Below are 16,618 nucleotides of genomic sequence, written 5' to 3'. Positions count from 1 at the left end.
TTGTCGACGAAAGTGTCAAGGGTGCCGCCAATATCAAATGTTGACAATCTACAGCGCTCAGGCACTTTCCAGCAAAAGCGCATGAACGGGAGAGACACGATGTTGGGTTGGCTGATCATGGCGAGTGTCGCCGCCGCGCCGTCGCCGCAGGCGAGCGAGCGAGCCGAGCAAGCCGAGCGAAGTCAAATCCGGTTTGAAGAGGTAACCGCGGCATCTGGACTTCGCTCCACGCCGGGATGGAAATATGGCGGGCCGGTCATCGCCGACCTCGATCGCGACGGACATGTGGATCTGTTGCTCGGAAATCATGACGAAGATCCCCTTCAATTGTTCTGGGGCACTGCGGACGGACGCTTCGTCGCGGGTGAGCTCCCGGATATCTATCGCGACATTCACGGCATGGCGCCCGGCGACTATGATGGCGATGGCGACCTCGATCTGCTGGTTGCCGTTGGCGGGGGCAATGGCAAGCAACCAAGGCCCCCAATTTTGCTGCGCCTCGAGGGCAGGCGCTATGCCGACGTCACCGCGCAAGCCGGGCTGACTGGATATGGCGCACGGGGGCGATCGGTGCGCTGGGTCGATCTCGATGCGGACGGCGATCTCGATATCGTCGCGATCAATGCGCGCCAGCTGCCCGGCGAAACCGGTCCGCGCAACCTGCTGTTCGAAAATCTGGGCGGTCGCTTTCGCTATCGTGCCAACGGCCAGTTCGAACCGATCGAGGCCGAACGCGCACTCGTGACGGACTTCAACGGCGATCACCGTCCCGACCTGGTGCTGTTCACTCCGCTCACGCTCCTGGAGAATGCCGGAAATTTCCGCTTCCGCGACGTGACCCGCGCGCGGCTTGGCGAGGCGATGGCGCAAATCTCCTATGTCACAGCCGCCGCTGAAGCGGACTATGACAATGACGGCGATTTTGACCTCTATCTCGCACGCGGCAAGGTCTATTACGAGATCGCCGACAATGCTGTCGACTTCGATCCGGCAAGCGGCCGCCTCGATCTTCGCGATTCGGGAAACAAAGGCAGCGACGGCATCGAATTCACCGCTGCCGGTCCGGTGGTATTGCGTGATTTCTGGCATTGGCGGCGCACACAGGGGCTGGTTCTGCCCCTGTTCCTGGGCGCGAAGGGCGTGCAGGTTGAAACCCCCGTCGAGCCGTTGACCATCGCAGCGGAACAGGCGCGCGGCCGGGCGACGGAGCGCAACCGCGATGGCTGGTATCTCGCGCATCTCGGCAATGACCGGTGGCGTCTCGACTGGCACCTCTCAGGCGATCATGCCTGGGACATTCGAGCGTCAGTCACCGGCGTCTCGTCGATCAAGCCCGACTGGAAACCTCAAGACATGGGCGTTGCAGATCTCTTGCTGCGCAATGATGGCGACCGCTTCACGGACGCCTCCGCTCGCTTGCCCGATGCAGCGGCGCGCAACAATTGGGGCGTTGTCGCAGGCGATTTCGACAATGACGGTCGCTCCGACTTCTTCCTTCACCACTTCGGCGGATTGCGCCGCCGCGTCGCGGACTCGATCCTGCTCAACCAGGGCAAGGGCGGATTTGCCGGCATGGACATGCCCAGTGCCACTGCGGGCATCGGTGGCAACAGCCATGGCGACATGGGCGCGGCGCATGACTTCAATGGGGACGGCAAGCTCGACCTGTTGAACGGCGACGACGATCTGGGCGGCTGGCATCTTTACCGAAACGTGACGGCATCGACCGGGAACTGGCTGGTCGTCCGCGTCGGCGCGTCTTCCAAAGGAACAGATGGCGCCGGCGCGATCGTGCGCATTGCCGGGCCGCATGGCGAACAACTGCGCCATGTAGGTTCATCGGGTGAAGTCCATAGCCAAAGCATGAATGAATGGGTGCATTTCGGTCTGGGCTCGTCTGCGCGCGCTGCCAGCGTCGAGGTGATCTGGCGAGACGGTACGCGCGAGCGGCGTACCAACGTGGCGGCAAATCGGATCATGCCTGTCGGACGCCTGCCTGCCGCCGCGCGGTCGCGCGACTGAACGTCGCGCACTGCTGGACGACCTTGGAGAAAATCATGCCTGACAACGTATCCCGCAGAAGCAGCCTGAAAGCCGCGGCTGCCAGCGCAGTCGCTAGCGCGCTCGCCACGCCTGGCGCAGCAACAATCGGCGCATTGGCCAAAGGCCAGCGGCTGGCGGGCACGGCCAAGTCGAACTGGTCCTCGCGACACGATCGCGTGTGGATCGGGGGCGATTACTGGGCCAATCCGATGGAGGATTGGCGGATCGCCGATGGCGCGATCGAGTGTGCCTCGCCCGGGGGCAATCGCAGCGTGCATTCGCTCGTGCATCAGCTGGTCGACGCCGAACGCCGTTTCAGCCTGGCAATTCGCGTGCGCAACCTGGGCTCGCCCGATGCCAATGGCGGCGCGTCGCTCCGGATCGGCATCAGGAGCGAGATCGACGAATATCGCAGCAACTGCTTCGTTCAAAAGGGGCTGGATGCCGGCATCCTTGAAGACCGGATCGTCCTGGGTGATCGGTCGGCGAAGCTGCCCAGGACGATGGGCAGCGGCGAGTTTGAGCTCTTGCTGCGCGGTGAGCCGCGCGACGGCGGCGTGGCGCTCACTTTGACCGTCCAGGCAATGGACGGCAAGATGGCGCCAGTCGAGCTCGCCGCTCAAGTGGCATCGGCGCGCGTGCTCGGCAACGTCGCCGTCGTGAGCAACTTCTCCACCCCCGCGATCGATGACAAGGCACAGGCAAGTTCCAGGTTCCGGTTCAGTGACTGGCGGCTGACAGGGGATGCCTTTGCTCATGCGTCCAAGCAGCGGTTCGGGCCTATCTTGTGGGCGATGTACACGTTGAGCGACACGCGTGGGGGCGAGGGCTATGTCCTCAAGCTGAGTGCGCTGACGGGACCGATGGGACCGCAGGACAGCAAGGATATCGAGCTGCAGGTGCAACGAGGCGGAAAATGGAGCTCGCTGGGAACGGCTCGGCTCGATCCCGACGCTTGGGTGGCTACATTCCGTATCGCGAACTGGGAAGCCGGGCGCGATCTGCGCTATCGCCTGCTATATCGCGAGAGCTTGCGCGGTGGCGCGGTCGAGACCGATCAATATGCCGGCACGATCCGCGCGGCGCCCGCCGCGCGCCCGCTGCGCATGGCGGCGCTGACCTGCCAGAACGACTATGCCTTTCCTTATGAGCCGGTGGCCAACAATGTCCTTCGACTCCAGCCCGATCTTGTCCTGTTCTCCGGCGATCAGATCTACGAGAATCATGGCGGCTTCGGCGTCATCCGGGCCCCTGCCGATCGGGCGATCCTCAACTATTTGCGCAAATACTACCAGTTCGGCTGGGCATTCCGCGACGTGATGCGGCATGCGCCGACCGTTTGCCTGCCCGACGACCATGACGTGCTCCAGGGCAATTTGTGGGGCGAGGGCGGCGCGGCATTCTCCGAAGCGGCGCTTGCTTCCAAGCGATCCGATGGATCGGGGGGCTATATCGAGCCTCCCCGGGTGGTGAATGCGGTCCATCGCACCACCGTCTCCCACCTGCCGGATCCAGTCGATCCCGCGCCGGTCGCACAAGGCATCAGCGTCTATCATACCGAACTCGTCTATGGCGGCGTCGGCTTCGCCATCATCGCCGACCGGCAATGGAAGTCTGGACCCGAACGTCTGAAGCTCGTCGTCGGCGAAACCGGGCAGGGCGAGAATCCCCGATCGATCAATCCCGCAATGGATCGCGATGACCTCCAGCTTCTGGGCGCCAGGCAGGAAGCATTCCTGGCACGTTGGGCCAGCGACTGGCGTGGCCATAAGCTGAAGGCCGTGATTAGCCAGTCCGTGTTCGCGGGGGTCTCGACGCACCAGCCAGAGCCGGACCGCTACCTCAAATATGACATCGACAGCAATGGCTGGCCGCGTACAGCGCGCGACCGGGCAGTGCGACTCATCGGCACGGCAAAGGCGCTTCATATCTGCGGCGACACGCATCTTGGCACCCTCACGCAATATGGGGTGGAGGCGCAGCGCGACAGCAGCTGGGCCTTCTGCACGCCAGCGATCGCGGCCGGGTGGCCGCGCTGGTGGCGACCGGATGCGGTGGGCCTGCCGGTCCGCAACCGCCCAGCCCATGGCCTTGCCGAGACCGGTGAGTATCAGGACAGCTTCGGCAATCGCGTCTATGTCTACGCCGTCGCCAATCCCGACATCGGCACGGCGGCGAACCGCTATGCGCAGGCACAGCAAAAGGGCAGCGGATTTGGCATGATCGAATTCGACACGCAGGCGCGCACCTATACGCTGAGCGCCTATCGATTCTTTGCCGATCCGGCCGCCCGCGACGGCCAGTTCCCGGGCTGGCCGGTCGTGATCCATCAGGAGGAGAATGGCGGTCGCAATCGCTTGCGTTAGCGTGGGCGGGTTGACCCGAGCGCTGCCAAATCGTCGCGCTGCCCATTCCCGTCCCGCAACGCTGGTGCGCAAGGCTTGTACGCTCATGCCCTGCGCCAGCCGGCGACAGGTCATGCCGTTCGTGCCTTGTGGCACCGTCAGGGTGCCGGCCGGAAGCAGCGTCGCGTTGCGCTTTCTGTCTGCCGTGAGGCTCTTCAGCGCGGGTAGCGGGACGATTCAAGGTGCAATCGGGCACGCGACGGGCTGCAATATTGTGGGGGGAAAGCGATGCTGGACTGGTTGAGCGATGCATGGGCGGTCCTCACCGACGTGCTGAATCCCCACGGGCCGGCCATGGTGACCGCGAGAAGTTACACGCCGACTGATTTCAGCATCCGATTTTTCCTGCAGCTCGCCGTCATCATATTCACGTGCCGCGTCGTCGGCAGGCTTGGGCAGACATTCTTGCGACAGCCCCAAGTGGTAGGCGAGATGGTCGCAGGTGTCGTGCTCGGGCCGTCACTGCTCGGACTCTTCCTGCCCGAGCTGCACAACGCCATCTTCCCAGTAGAATCGCGTACTGTCCTTTACGTCGGCGCACAGCTGGGTGTCGGGCTCTACATGTTCATGGTGGGCCTGACGCTGCGGCTCGACCATTTCAGGAGCAAGGCGAAAAGCGCCGGGTTCGTGTCCGCAGCCGGCATTGTCGCGCCCTTTCTTTTGGCGGCGCTGATAACACCGGTGCTGCTCAACATCCCAGGCCTCTTCGCAGCCGGCATTTCGCAAGCGAATGCGACGCTGTTTCTCGGTGCATGCATCGCACTCACAGCCTTTCCCATGCTCGCCCGAATCATCAACGAGCGCGGGCTGGCGAATTCCTCCCTTGGCACGCTGACGCTTACCGCGGGTGCCTTCGATGACGCAGCATCGTGGTGCGTGCTCGCGCTCGTGCTCGCCGCGTTCGGCGCCGGCCCGGGCGTTGCCGTCATCGCGATCCTGGGGGCTGCGCTTTACACAACTTTCATGCTGAAATTTGGTCGCCGCCTGCTCATTCCGCTCGAGCGTGCGGTACAAGCGCGCGGCGAGATGACCACGGACATCCTCGCCATCACCATGCTGCTGTTCTGCCTTTCGGCCTTTCTGATGGACGCAATCGGAATCCATGCGATCTTCGGAGGCTTCCTGATCGGCGTGTGCATGCCGCGCGGTCTGTTGGTCGAGGAGTTGAAGAAGAAGGTCGAGCCGCTGGCCGTGGTCCTGCTGCTTCCGATGTTTTTCACTTATTCGGGGCTTAATACCCAACTTAACATGGTGAATTCGATCCCATTGCTGTTGATCGCATTGGGCATCCTTGCCGTGTCCATTCTGGCCAAGTTCGGGGCATGCTACGCTGCCGCGCGCCTGTCGGGCGAGGACAATCGCACCGCGCTCGGGATTGGCGCATTGATGAACTCGCGTGGCTTGATGGAGCTGATCATCATCAACATCGGCCTGCAACAGGGCATTATCGGACCGACGCTGTTCTCGATGCTGGTGCTGATGGCGATCATCACCACCGTCATGGCGACGCCCGTCTTCGAGTGGGTTTATGGCCGCAGAGCGCGCGAAACGGGGCAACTTGATCAGCTCATCGCCCGACCATAGTTCGTGAACGCACCTGGACATGCACTGGCGCGCGCAAACCTGCTGCCCAAGACAGCTGCGCAGCGCTGGGCGATATGCCTTGATCGTGTCTGTCGCTAGCTTGCGAGCACAACGCGCGGCTCGAATTTACCAGGCAGGTTCGCGGTGGCGGAAAGGGTGAGGCCGTCCAGTTCACCATCGAGATCGACGGCAGCGCTGGTCAAATAAAGTCGCGCTGCATCTGGGCCGCCAAAGGCGGGGCAAGTAGGTCGCTGCACGGGCACGAACAACTCGGCGGCGATTTCCGCTTCGGGCGAAACGGTGATCAGTTTGCTCGCGTCCCAGCAAGCGATGTGAATGTTGCCCGCCCGGTCGGTGATCGCGCCATCCATGAGCAAGCCTTCATTGGAAGTGTCGAGGAAAACCTCAGGCTGCGCGGTCGGCCAGCCATCCTCGTCCACGGGCACGGTCATCAGGCGATGTGTGACGGTGTCGGCGAAATAGGCGCGGTGCCGGTCTTCATCGAAGCAAGTGGCGTTCGGTACGGTCAGGCCGCGGGCGATCTGGCGAAGTTCGCCGCCATACCAGCGATACATCGCTCCCGCACCGACTTCCGCTTGCAGGCCCATCGTGCCGATCCAGAACCCGCCCCACGGGTCCGCGCGCCCATCATTGCTTCGCGTCGAGACCTTGTCGGCCTCAAGGCCGCAGATCGACTTTCGCGAAGCTCGTGCAAGGTCGAACACGAAGAGTTCATTCGAGTCGGCGGCGATAAGGCGCTCGCGATCGACCCATGCGATCGCCGAAACCGGGCGTTCGAAGCGCCAGCTACGCTGGTCATTGCCGTTGGAGGCAAACAGGCGCTGATCGAGGATATCAACCCACAGGAGCTCGTCTCGCTCGGGATGCCACAGGGGCGATTCTCCGAGCTGGCAGGGAGTGTCATCATAGACTTGCATGGCTTGGCCCTGGATTGATGTCGTTGCGCGTCCTCACGCGAGCGGGGATGCGCTGCGGTGCTCCTGTCCGCCAATGACTGGAACCAGCAGATGGATGACCGCGAACGCGACGAGATAGGCTCCGGCCGCGGCAAGGAATATCGCCGAATAGCCGCTCTCGGCGTCGAGCCAATGCCCGACCATCCAGGCCATTGCCATCCCGCCGACCGCGCCGATCGTACCGCCAAATCCCGCCACTGAAGCCGCTTCCTCCGCCGGAAACTGGTCGGAGACGAGCGTGAGCAGGTTGGCTGACCAGGCCTGGTGTCCGGCTACAGCGAGACTGACCAGGAATACGGTGGGCCACAGCCCCTGAAGCGAGGGGGCCCACGCCACTGGCAGGATCAGGATGGCGCAGGTCAGCATCACAAATTTGCGAGACTTGTTGACCGAGACGCCGCGCTGGATCAGCGCGGATGAGGACCAGCCGCCCGCGACGCTTCCGACGTCGGCAAGCAGGTAGACAGTGAGGAGCGGCAGCCCGAGCTGGCTGACTTGAAGACCGTGGCTCTTGTTCAGAAAATCCGGCAGCCAGAACAGGAAGAACCACCAGACCGGATCGGTCAGAAATTTGGCGATGGCGTAGGCCCAGAGTCCGCGAGTGCGGACCAGGTGCCGCAGTGGAGTCGCACGGCGCATCGCGGCCCGCTCCGGGCGATGCTCGCGTGGGGTCAGCAGTAGCCATGCAACAACCCAGATCAGCCCGGGGATCGCCGCAAACAGGAACGCCCAGCGCCAGTCGAGCGCCGCCAGCACAAGCGGCACAAGCAGCGGCGCCAGCATTGCGCCGACATTGGATCCCGCGTTGAACAGGCCAGTTGCGGTGGCGCGCTGATGCTGGGGGAAATGTTCGGCCACGGACTTGATCGCGGCGGGGTAGTTGCCTGCCTCGCTGACTCCCAGCGCGAAACGCGCTGCAACGAAGCCGATAAAGCTGCTGCTAACCGCGTGCGCGGCGATCGCGAGGCTCCAGATGCCAGTCGCGAGCGCATAACCGCGCCGCGCGCCGATGCGGTCGAGCAGCCACCCCGAGCCAGTCAAGCCGATGGCATAGGCCGCCTGAAACGCGAGCACGACATAGCCATATTCGCGTTCTGACCAGCCGATTTCGGTATCGAGGATGGGTTTCAGAATGCCCAATAGCTGACGATCGGCATAGTTGATGGTCGTCGCCACGAAGATCAGCGCGCAGATGCGCCAGCGATAGGGCGTGCCTTGCCCCGATGTGGTAGGAGCTGGGGGCTGCCCCTCTTGACTAGCAGATAGCGACATCTTTCCCCCGCTCTGAATTGCAGACTGTCAACAATACCGCCTGAGTTGGGATTGTCGAGTCACCCGTGCGAGAAGCGCATCGCCGTTCTTCGTTAACGGCCTGCCCCGGCGTCTGCCGGGCGAAGCCCGGGTCAGTACGCCGTTTCTTGCAATCGGTTGCAAGCTTGACGCGGCGGCTCCCCGCCGAGCACGCGAGCGACTTCCTCGCAGACCGCCAGCTTCATATCGATCAGCGATTCCGCGGAGGAGAAGGCAACGTGCGGCGTGACGATCACCCGAGGATCAGCAAGCAGGAGAGGCGGAATATCCGGCTCGCCATCGATGACGTCGAGGCCTGCGCCAGCAATGCGCCCATCAGCTAGCGCGCGAATCAACGCATCGTTACTGACGATGGCGCCACGGCTGACGTTGATCAGGAACGAGCCCGTGCGCATCTGTGCGAATGCGGCCTCGTCTAGAAGATGTCGGGTGCCTGCATTAAGCGGGGCAAGCACAATCACGGCATCTGAAGTCGCGAGCATCTCGTCGAGAGGAGCATAGCGGGCAGGACCTGCGACCACGCCGGAACGGTTGTGCGCAAGAATTGAGCAACCAAGCCCGTTCAGCTTGCGCGCAATGGCTTGCGCAATGCTGCCATAGCCCAAAAGACCGATGGTGAGAGAACAAACCCGCCGGGCTTTGACCAGTGCAGGGTCCCAAATGCCGGATCGCACGCTCGCATTGATCCGAGGAAGATCTCGGGCGAGGGACATCAACATCGCCACCGCATGGTCCGAGACCTCCTCCGCGCAATATCCCGGCACATTTGCAACCCAGCAGCCGTGGCGCGTGGCTGCCTCGACATCGATATTGTCGAGGCCGATGCCGAGCCGTTGGATCAATCGCAGGTTCGGCACCGAATCAATGCTGGCCTCGCTTACCGGGGCCCAACAGGTCATAATGGCGTCGGGTTGATGCTCCCGGCAAAGGGCCAAGACATGACCTTCTGATCGCGCGTTCGTGTCTCGCCAGATCAGCTTGTGCCCGGTAGCGGCAAGCAACTCCTCTTCCAGTTGGCAATCAGGCCAGGCAATGTCGGTCAGCAGTACGGTCGCCATTAGCGTTGTCCAGAGCATCGAGTGTCGGACAACAGACTAAATCGGTTTGTCGACAGTTGACAGTAATTTAATAGCAGAGAGATCCGGACAGCACATCGCTCCCGGGCGGGCAGGCACGATCGGCCGCTGGGCACCGGTAACATCTGGCAAACGGGGTATTTAGATAGGCCGTAGACCCATGACCGCGCAGCACGCGGATGCAGCCGGACTTGTTGTCCCGGACCTGGGGCAGGCAGGGACAACCTTCTGATCTATTGCTTGCTGGCATTCACAGTAGGCCGTGAACTTCATACGCGAACCAACAACCAGAGCGCGGCGCCAAGCGCGGCTGTAGCAGCGGCCAGCGCCCAGCTCAGTAGCCGAATTCTGATCGGCTTGATCACAGCCACGTTATGCGGATCCAGATTATCCAGGATGCGACACGCTCTGCGCTCGGCCGACAAAAATATGAAAATCGCTATGAGCAGGAACGCCGTTGCGATTGCCTTCGGTACCCATGTCGGGTTGAGCGACTCAAATAGCGCGTGGAACCCGACGCCGATGCCCACCGCTGCCATTCCCGTCCGGACCCAGCCCGCGAAGCTGCGCTCGTGCGCCAGAACGGTCCGATCCTCGGCAAGGTCGGTGCGATCCTTCGCCATTTCTGCTCGGTCGGGCATGGATATCATGTGGTCATCAGTTGGGGAGCGGGGCGGAAGCGGTCAGTCGTGCTCAATACGGCTACAATGTGGGTGCACCCCAAGCTCCCCATGCCACAAGCGTGGTCCCGACCACGCCGAGCAGAATGTGAAGGTGCAACAGCCACTGCGGAATCAGCTTGCCGGCAAGATGATAGTGCAGGTTCATGACGATGCCGCCTCCCGCAGCAACCAACAAGATGACAATGCCAGTCGCGGCGCTACCTGGAACGTCATCCTGAAAAGAAGCGTACAGTAGCAGGCCGAACGCCGCGGCAGCGAGCAGGCCGTGGGCCATCGCCAACCAGTTCGGCGGGTTCTGGTTGCGCGTGAGACGTTGTACCGCCATCGCGACGCCGCCAAGCGCCGTCAGCAACAGTAAGACAGTCGCCGTTTGCAATATGCTCTGCACATTCATGATTTTCTCCGATGTACGAAAGGAGGACTCGCTCGTGGTACGAAGGTTCCGGCTGGAGTCTGATTGAGTTCAGAACGGGAAAAAGTAAGGGATCGCGACAACCCCAGCGATCCAAGTCAGCACGTTCAGCGGAACGCCGACCCGCACGAAGTCCATATACTTGTACTTGCCAAGTTGAAAGACGAGAACATTCGTCTGGTATCCGAAGGGTGTAGCGAACGCCGCGCTGGCTGCCATCATCACCGCGACCAGAAATGGGCGTGGTTCAACGCCCAGACTTTCGGCCAACGCGACCGCCACGGGCGTGATCAGCACAGCGACTGCCGCATTCGACAGGAATTCGGTGGCGAACAGCGTGACGCCGTACAGAATGGCCAAGGCGACCCAGGGGCCGAACGGTCGTATGAAGTCGATGAGCAATTCAGTGCCTGACGCGGCGAGCCCGGTCACCTCGATCGACAGTCCGACGACGACCATACCGGCGATGAGCAGCAGGACTTCGGGACGCAAGCCGGCATAGGCTTCTTCAGGGCTGATCACGCGCAACAGGATGAGCGTGATCGCGCCAGCGAAAGCGGCCGCCGCGATCGGCGCATAGCCGGTGGCAGCGCCCCCGATCACGGCGACAAACACGAGCAAGGCAATGAAGGCGCGTTTCGGCTCGAATGGCCGGTCGACCGCGAACAGCTCGATATCGCCCATCGTGCCGTCGCCAGTCTGCTCGTGCGTATCTGCGACAGGACCGGTGCTTCCTTCGCTCTTCGCGAGTTGCGGTCCACCGACCAGAAACAGGTAAAGACCTCCGACAGCGGCGATCACCAATGCGACCGGCGTGATCTCGAAGATGCCGAACACGGGCTGTCCCGCGTTTCGAGCCATGTCGTTGACCAGCAGGTTGGTGGACGTGCCGATCAGCGTACAGGCGCCGCCAAGAATCGTGACGTAGCTGAGCGGGATCAGAAAACGCTTCGGGGAAAGACCGATCGACGTTGCGACGTCCTTGACGACTGGCGCCGCGAGGACGACGATCGGCGTGTTGTTGAGAAACGCCGACGCGCCCCCGCACGCCAGCATGACCAGCCACAATCCTGCGGCCCCAAGTCGCGCGCACAGTTTTGTCGCCTGGCGGATAAGCAGCCCGAGCAGCCCTGAAAGCTCGATCGCATAGGCAATGACGAACAGACAGGCGAGTGCGATGATCGCGGGACTGGCGAACGCGCCTTGCACCTCTACGGGACGTATTACCCCGAGAAGAAGAAGTGCTGCCGCGGCCGAGAGCGCGGCAACATCGGAGCGCAGCTTGCCATGGATCAGCACGCCGACCACAACCACCAGGACGACCAGCGCCGCGATCTGATTGAACTCCATCCGCCCTGCAGAGCCATGCCAGATGCGTTCGTCAAGCCTCCCAATTTCGTGCGGACCTGCTATCGTAACCGCATGTTCTCCCTGGAGCCGCACTCGCCACAGGACCGTCCGGCACGGATAGCGATCGTTTCATCGGCGCTCGCCTTGGTGCTCGCAGGCTGTGATGCGTCCGCGCCTGAGCCCACACCGGCCAATGTCCAACTGGAGGCGCCAGTCCGACCGCCCGCGCCTCTCTCGCCTGCGCCGCCGCCACGGCTGTCGCGCGCCGATTTTATCGATGCGGCGCGGCAAGCCACCTCGCAATATACGGCAGCCGAGAAACCGGCGGCAACCGACCCTCTGGTAGGTCGGACCTTTTCCATCAAGATCGCATTTGGTTGCTCCGGTCCTACGCCGCTAGCAGGCGAGCATGTGTCGGGCGTGGCGGGCTGGTCTTGGGGCGATGAAGGCAAGACAATCGTGCTGAACATGACTCCGGGCGATTGGGCGGGGTCTGCGCTGATCGCTGGAAGCGCCGATGCACCTGATTGGGAAGCCGTCGAAGGGTTCTGGATTCCGCGCCCATGGATGGAGTCGGAGCGCTGTCCGACGGTGCAAGGCGACCCACTTCAGACTGCTAACATCGGCGCAGCGCCTCAGACGCTCGGCCTGGCTGCGATCTTCGAGGCTGGCGGCTCCCGCATCGGACGGCGCAATGGCCGTGCCTATATGTTTACTATCCGGCCGGAAGGCGAAGCGCCGCTAAAGCCGCCCCCGCAGGGATATCGCCTGATCCTGGCAGGCAGGATCGCGTCCTATCCAAACGGCCGAGCGATACGGTGCGGCGCGCCCGGCCCTGACCAGCGTCCGGTGTGTGTCGTCGCGACCAAGCTTGACCGCGTGGCATTCGAGGAAGCAGACGGCACGATGCTGAGCGAATGGCGCCCCGGCTGAATGCCTAGCGACAATCCGCCCTCGGCATGACCCCACACGATGCTTCGGCAAGCGGTAGCGATGCGCTCTGACGACGCGGACCACCGGTCATATCATCTGCGTCGCAAGCGCCGCACGCCGGTCTGGCTGTCGCTGGTCTGGCGCATTTCGCTTGCATTCGGCATGATCGGCGTGGCTCTCGCGGTCCACTGGTTCGACCGCGACGGGCTGCGGCAAAGCTCAGGCGAGCCGATCAGCTTTGCCGACGTGCTCTATTTTACGATGATTACCGTCACGACGGTCGGCTATGGGGACATCGTGCCGGTGACGCAGCAGGCGCGCTTGTTCGACACGTTCGTCGTCACGCCGATCCGACTGTTCGTGTGGTTGATCTTTCTTGGCACGGCATATGATTTTCTTCTCAGACGCGTATGGGAAAGGTGGCGCATGAAAGTGATCCAGCGGCATCTTGAAGGCCATGTTGTCGTGGCAGGATATGGCACGAGCGGCTCGGAAGCTGTAAATGAGCTGATCCGGCGCGGTGCCGACCCCAATACCATCGTGGTGATCGATGAAAGTGCGTCCGCGCTGCGAGCGGCGGAAGGCTGCGGCGCGACTGTAATGGAGGGGAACGCGACGCGAAACGCGGCGCTCGAGGCCGTGAAGATCGATTGCGCGTCGGCCTTGATCGTCTCCGCCGGTCGCGACGACACGTCGATCCTGATCGTACTGACCGCGAGACGATTGTCGCCATCGGTCCCGATCAGTGTCGTGATCCGTTCCGAAGACAATGAAGCGATCGCTCATCAGGCAGGAGCTGACACCGTGATTAATCCGGCGAGCTTCGCCGGATTGCTGCTCGCCGGCTCCACCCATGGGGCGCATCTTGCGGAATATATGGCCGATCTTGCCGCATCGGGCGGGCGCGTCGCCTTGCACGAACGGACGGTTACCGAGGCCGAAATCGGAACTCGCCTCGCCGACATCGAAACCGGTCTTGGGCATCGAATCTATCGGAATGGCAAATGCTTCGGATTCTGGGAGCCTGAGGCTGCTCGACTGATTGAGGGCGATACGATCATCGAGGTGATCCCGCGCGTGGCACGCTATCAGGCGTGATCGGCCTCTTGAACCTTTGAAGTCGACGACGTTTCGCGACGCGCAACGCGCAAGATGCTCCACCCAAGAAGTCCCGCCAGCGCCGAGCCCAGGAGGATACCGATCTTCACCTCCTCTTGAAGCAACGCATTATTCGCGAATGCCAGCAGGCCGATGAACAGGCTCATCGTGAAACCGATGCCGCACAGAAGTGACACACCAAGCAGTTGAACCGTACTCGCGTCGGCCGGCATGTCGGCCCAGTCTGCTCGGATCACCAGGTAAGCGCTGCCGAACACGCCGACGAGCTTGCCGACGAGCAGCCCCAAGGCGACACCCAGCGTCAGATGGTCGGTGAGAACTGCCGGCGTCAGGCCGGCGAAGGAAACGCCGGCATTGGCAAATCCAAATATCGGCACGATCAGGAACGTCACCCAGCCGTGAAGACTGTGTTCCAATTTATGCAGCGGCGAGTGCTTCATGTCGTCGGGGCGGCCGGGTGCGCGACGCAGAGGAATCGTAAGGGCAAGCACGACTCCAGCAATGGTCGCGTGAACTCCGGATTGCAGGACCAGGAACCACAGCAGGCCGCCAGAGAGCAGATAAGGCGCAAGACGCACGACGCCGCACCGGTTCATGCCAATCAGCGCGGCCAGGATCACGCCGGCAAGCGCAAGATAGAGGATCGACAGATTGCTGGTATAAAACAGGGCTATAATGATCACCGCGCCCAGGTCGTCAATGATCGCGAGCGCCGTCAGGAACACTTTCAGCGATGTGGGGATGCGATTGCCGAGCAGCGACAAGACACCCAGGGCGAACGCGATATCGGTCGCCGAGGGAATTGCCCATCCACGTGCGGTGCTCGGGTCGTGGCCGTTAAACGCCAGGAAGATCAGCGCTGGCACGATCATCCCGCCCAGCGCAGCGACGCCCGGCAGGATGCGGCGGTTCCAGCTCGACAATTGCCCATCGAGCACCTCGCGCTTGATCTCCAGGCCCACGAGAAGGAAGAACACCGCCATCAGACCGTCATTGATCCAATGCGAGAGGCTCAGCGGACCTAAATATGTCTGCAGCGCATCGAAATAGGCAGGAGCCAAAGGCGAATTTGCCACCAGCAGGGCCAGTGCGGCAGCTGCCATCAGCACCAGGCCACCCGAAGCCTGGCTTTTTAGAAAGCTGCGCAGTGCGCTTGGCGCGCCAAGGGGCATGTCGCTCACGGCCGACCTTGGAAGCGGTTCTGCACTGGCGGCCCGACCAGCGCTGACACCTGCCGCCCTGTCGGATCGGCACCCGCGAGCCCTATTGCACCCGCCCCGGTAACATACAACCGACTAAACGCCGTTGCTACCCGGGTGAGGGGGGCATGCGCTCTGCAGCCAGCTGTCGGGGCCGTGGTGCATGCGTATGGAAGCAATGCATTCGGTCCTTAATTGGTGGCAGGGCCTTGCAGGCCAGGCGGCGGAAGCTCTTCCCGATCGGGATCGCGCCCTTGCTGCCGATCGAGTGAACGCATGACTGGCGTGACCGTAAGGCCATGAAGCAGGATGGAAAACAGCGCCACGAGGCCGACAATTGCCCAGAGACGCTCGGCTTGTTCGAACTGCGCATGATTGAGGGCATAGGCAAGATAGTAGAACGACCCCACCCCCCTGATGCCGAAAAAGGCAAGCGTCAGCTTCTCGGACCCGGCGGCACGCAGGCCGATCAGGCCGACCAAGCCGGCCGCGGGGCGAACGACGAGAATGATGGCGACAGCTGCAACGACATCTGACCAGCGCAACGCGTCCAGCAACCCGTTGACGAGCGCCCCGCCGAACAGGATCAGCAACACCATCATGGCGATGCGCTCGACCTGTTCGGTGATATCGTGCATTTCATGATGAAAATCGTGATTATGATGCGATCGGCGTAACGTGAGTGCAGTCACGAACACGGCCAGGAAGCCGTAACAATCGAGCATCTCGGTCAGGCCGTATGATATGAAGGTGGCCGCGATGGCGATCAGCCCATCGCCGGTCTTGGCCAGTTTCGTCTCCGCCGGCACGCGGAAGGTGAGCCATCCGAACAACCACCCAACCAGCCAGCCGCCGGCGATCCCGATGCCGATCTCCCACAACACATTGTGGACGAGCCAGTCGCGCGCCCACGGCGCGCCGGTGCCGGCGGACAGCGCTAGCGCGATGGCAAGGTTGACGAACGGGAATGCGAAGCCGTCATTTAGACCCGCCTCGGAGGTCAACCCGAAGCGGACTTCATCTTCCTCCCCGCTCTTGGGCGGGCCGACTTGGACATCGGCGGCGAGCACCGGATCAGTCGGCGCGAGACACGCGCCGAGCAGCAGCGCGGCGGTCCAGCTAAGGCCAAGACCCCAACCGCCGATCGCAGTGATGGCGATAATCGAAAGCGGCATCGTGATTGCCAGGAGTCGCCAGGTTACACTCCACCGTCGCCAGCTGAACAAGCGATCGAGCTTCAGTCCGGCACCCATCAGCGCGATGATGACGACGAGCTCGGTGGATCGCTCGGTGATCTGCGGATAACTGAGCGGCAGCGGACGCAGCGAGACCGCTGGCAGCAAGAAGATGCCAATGCCAGCCGCGATGCACAGGATCGGCAGCGAGAGCGGCAAACGCTTCAGCGCAAGCGGCAGCCAAGCCACCAGCGCGATAAGCACGCCCGCAAGCGTCAGCCAGATGATGTAGGGTTCAGGTGACGCGAATTCTGGCATCGCTGTTCAACTCGGAACCTGCTTTGATGGTTC

Annotated in this window: 13 protein-coding genes; 5 read left to right on the top strand and 8 right to left on the bottom strand. The window is 62.5% G+C overall.

Annotated elements, in window-relative coordinates; translation table 11 throughout:
• Positions 1-99: 99 nt before the first annotated feature.
• From BFL28_RS04475 to BFL28_RS04465, 3 genes are all read left to right on the top strand, one after another.
• Complete coding sequence (locus BFL28_RS04475) at positions 100-2,022, top strand: CRTAC1 family protein (protein WP_173655674.1); 1,923 nt, start codon at positions 100-102, stop codon at positions 2,020-2,022.
• A gap of 35 nt (positions 2,023-2,057) precedes the next feature.
• The gene (locus BFL28_RS04470; RefSeq protein ID WP_069319409.1) at positions 2,058-4,409 is read left to right on the top strand and encodes an alkaline phosphatase D family protein; all 2,352 of its coding nucleotides are present in this window, start codon (positions 2,058-2,060) and stop codon (positions 4,407-4,409) included.
• Positions 4,410-4,676: 267 nt separating this feature from the next.
• On the top strand, positions 4,677-6,032 hold the full coding sequence (locus BFL28_RS04465; protein ID WP_069319408.1) for a cation:proton antiporter: 1,356 nt from the start codon (positions 4,677-4,679) through the stop codon (positions 6,030-6,032).
• Between the two features lie 95 nt (positions 6,033-6,127).
• Here the strand turns inward: BFL28_RS04465 and BFL28_RS04460 are convergent, their stop codons facing one another.
• From BFL28_RS04460 to BFL28_RS04435, 6 genes are all read right to left on the bottom strand, one after another.
• Complete coding sequence (locus BFL28_RS04460) at positions 6,128-6,970, bottom strand: SMP-30/gluconolactonase/LRE family protein (protein ID WP_069319407.1); 843 nt, start codon at positions 6,968-6,970, stop codon at positions 6,128-6,130.
• 33 nt (positions 6,971-7,003) lie between these two features.
• A complete protein-coding gene (locus tag BFL28_RS04455; RefSeq protein WP_241527209.1) occupies positions 7,004-8,185 on the bottom strand; it encodes an MFS transporter in 1,182 nt (393 codons plus the stop codon).
• A 227-nt stretch (positions 8,186-8,412) separates the two neighbouring features.
• The gene (locus BFL28_RS04450; protein ID WP_069319406.1) at positions 8,413-9,378 is read right to left on the bottom strand and encodes a C-terminal binding protein; all 966 of its coding nucleotides are present in this window, start codon (positions 9,376-9,378) and stop codon (positions 8,413-8,415) included.
• 287 nt (positions 9,379-9,665) lie between these two features.
• Positions 9,666-10,019 (bottom strand): YidH family protein, encoded by a 354-nt coding sequence (locus tag BFL28_RS04445; protein WP_241527208.1) that lies wholly within the window; start codon positions 10,017-10,019, stop codon positions 9,666-9,668.
• Positions 10,020-10,098: 79 nt separating this feature from the next.
• Positions 10,099-10,473, bottom strand: coding sequence for a hypothetical protein (locus tag BFL28_RS04440; protein ID WP_069319404.1), 375 nt, complete (start codon positions 10,471-10,473; stop codon positions 10,099-10,101).
• A 69-nt stretch (positions 10,474-10,542) separates the two neighbouring features.
• Positions 10,543-11,841, bottom strand: coding sequence for an SLC13 family permease (locus BFL28_RS04435; RefSeq protein WP_069319403.1), 1,299 nt, complete (start codon positions 11,839-11,841; stop codon positions 10,543-10,545).
• A 15-nt stretch (positions 11,842-11,856) separates the two neighbouring features.
• On the opposite strand from BFL28_RS04435, the gene BFL28_RS04430 reads away from it, so the two are divergent.
• Positions 11,857-12,774, top strand: coding sequence for a hypothetical protein (locus BFL28_RS04430; RefSeq protein WP_079246923.1), 918 nt, complete (start codon positions 11,857-11,859; stop codon positions 12,772-12,774).
• Between the two features lie 60 nt (positions 12,775-12,834).
• Positions 12,835-13,872 carry a potassium channel family protein gene (locus BFL28_RS04425; RefSeq protein WP_069319402.1) on the top strand — a complete coding sequence of 346 codons (1,038 nt, stop codon included), beginning with the start codon at positions 12,835-12,837 and terminating at the stop codon, positions 13,870-13,872.
• On the opposite strand, the gene nhaA is transcribed toward BFL28_RS04425, so the two are convergent.
• Complete coding sequence (nhaA, locus tag BFL28_RS04420) at positions 13,863-15,065, bottom strand: Na+/H+ antiporter NhaA (RefSeq protein WP_069319401.1); 1,203 nt, start codon at positions 15,063-15,065, stop codon at positions 13,863-13,865. The two genes, BFL28_RS04425 and nhaA, sit on opposite strands and share 10 nt — an antisense overlap.
• 218 nt (positions 15,066-15,283) lie before the next feature.
• Entirely contained in the window at positions 15,284-16,585 is a 1,302-nt protein-coding gene (locus tag BFL28_RS04415) for a cation:proton antiporter (RefSeq protein ID WP_069319400.1), read from the bottom strand.
• Positions 16,586-16,618: the final 33 nt, after the last annotated feature.

Origin of the sequence: Sphingomonas turrisvirgatae, from assembly GCF_001721295.1 — a bacterium.
In the GTDB taxonomy this organism is placed as follows: Bacteria; Pseudomonadota; Alphaproteobacteria; order Sphingomonadales; family Sphingomonadaceae; genus Sphingomonas; species Sphingomonas turrisvirgatae.
This window is presented reverse-complemented; position numbering and strand designations above follow the sequence as displayed.

Bases quoted from the DNA above. Each gene is read 5' to 3' on its own strand.
- BFL28_RS04475 (WP_173655674.1), top strand. From the start codon at position 100: ATGTTGGGTTGGCTGATCATGGCGAGTGTCGCCGCCGCGCCGTCGCCG.
- BFL28_RS04470 (WP_069319409.1), top strand. From the start codon at position 2,058: ATGCCTGACAACGTATCCCGCAGAAGCAGCCTGAAAGCCGCGGCTGCC.
- BFL28_RS04465 (WP_069319408.1), top strand. From the start codon at position 4,677: ATGCTGGACTGGTTGAGCGATGCATGGGCGGTCCTCACCGACGTGCTG.
- BFL28_RS04460 (WP_069319407.1), bottom strand. From the start codon at position 6,970: ATGCAAGTCTATGATGACACTCCCTGCCAGCTCGGAGAATCGCCCCTG.
- BFL28_RS04450 (WP_069319406.1), bottom strand. From the start codon at position 9,378: ATGGCGACCGTACTGCTGACCGACATTGCCTGGCCTGATTGCCAACTG.
- BFL28_RS04445 (WP_241527208.1), bottom strand. From the start codon at position 10,019: ATGGCGAAGGATCGCACCGACCTTGCCGAGGATCGGACCGTTCTGGCG.
- BFL28_RS04440 (WP_069319404.1), bottom strand. From the start codon at position 10,473: ATGAATGTGCAGAGCATATTGCAAACGGCGACTGTCTTACTGTTGCTG.
- BFL28_RS04435 (WP_069319403.1), bottom strand. From the start codon at position 11,841: ATGGAGTTCAATCAGATCGCGGCGCTGGTCGTCCTGGTGGTTGTGGTC.
- BFL28_RS04430 (WP_079246923.1), top strand. From the start codon at position 11,857: ATGCCAGATGCGTTCGTCAAGCCTCCCAATTTCGTGCGGACCTGCTAT.
- BFL28_RS04425 (WP_069319402.1), top strand. From the start codon at position 12,835: ATGCGCTCTGACGACGCGGACCACCGGTCATATCATCTGCGTCGCAAG.
- nhaA (WP_069319401.1), bottom strand. From the start codon at position 15,065: ATGCCCCTTGGCGCGCCAAGCGCACTGCGCAGCTTTCTAAAAAGCCAG.
- BFL28_RS04415 (WP_069319400.1), bottom strand. From the start codon at position 16,585: ATGCCAGAATTCGCGTCACCTGAACCCTACATCATCTGGCTGACGCTT.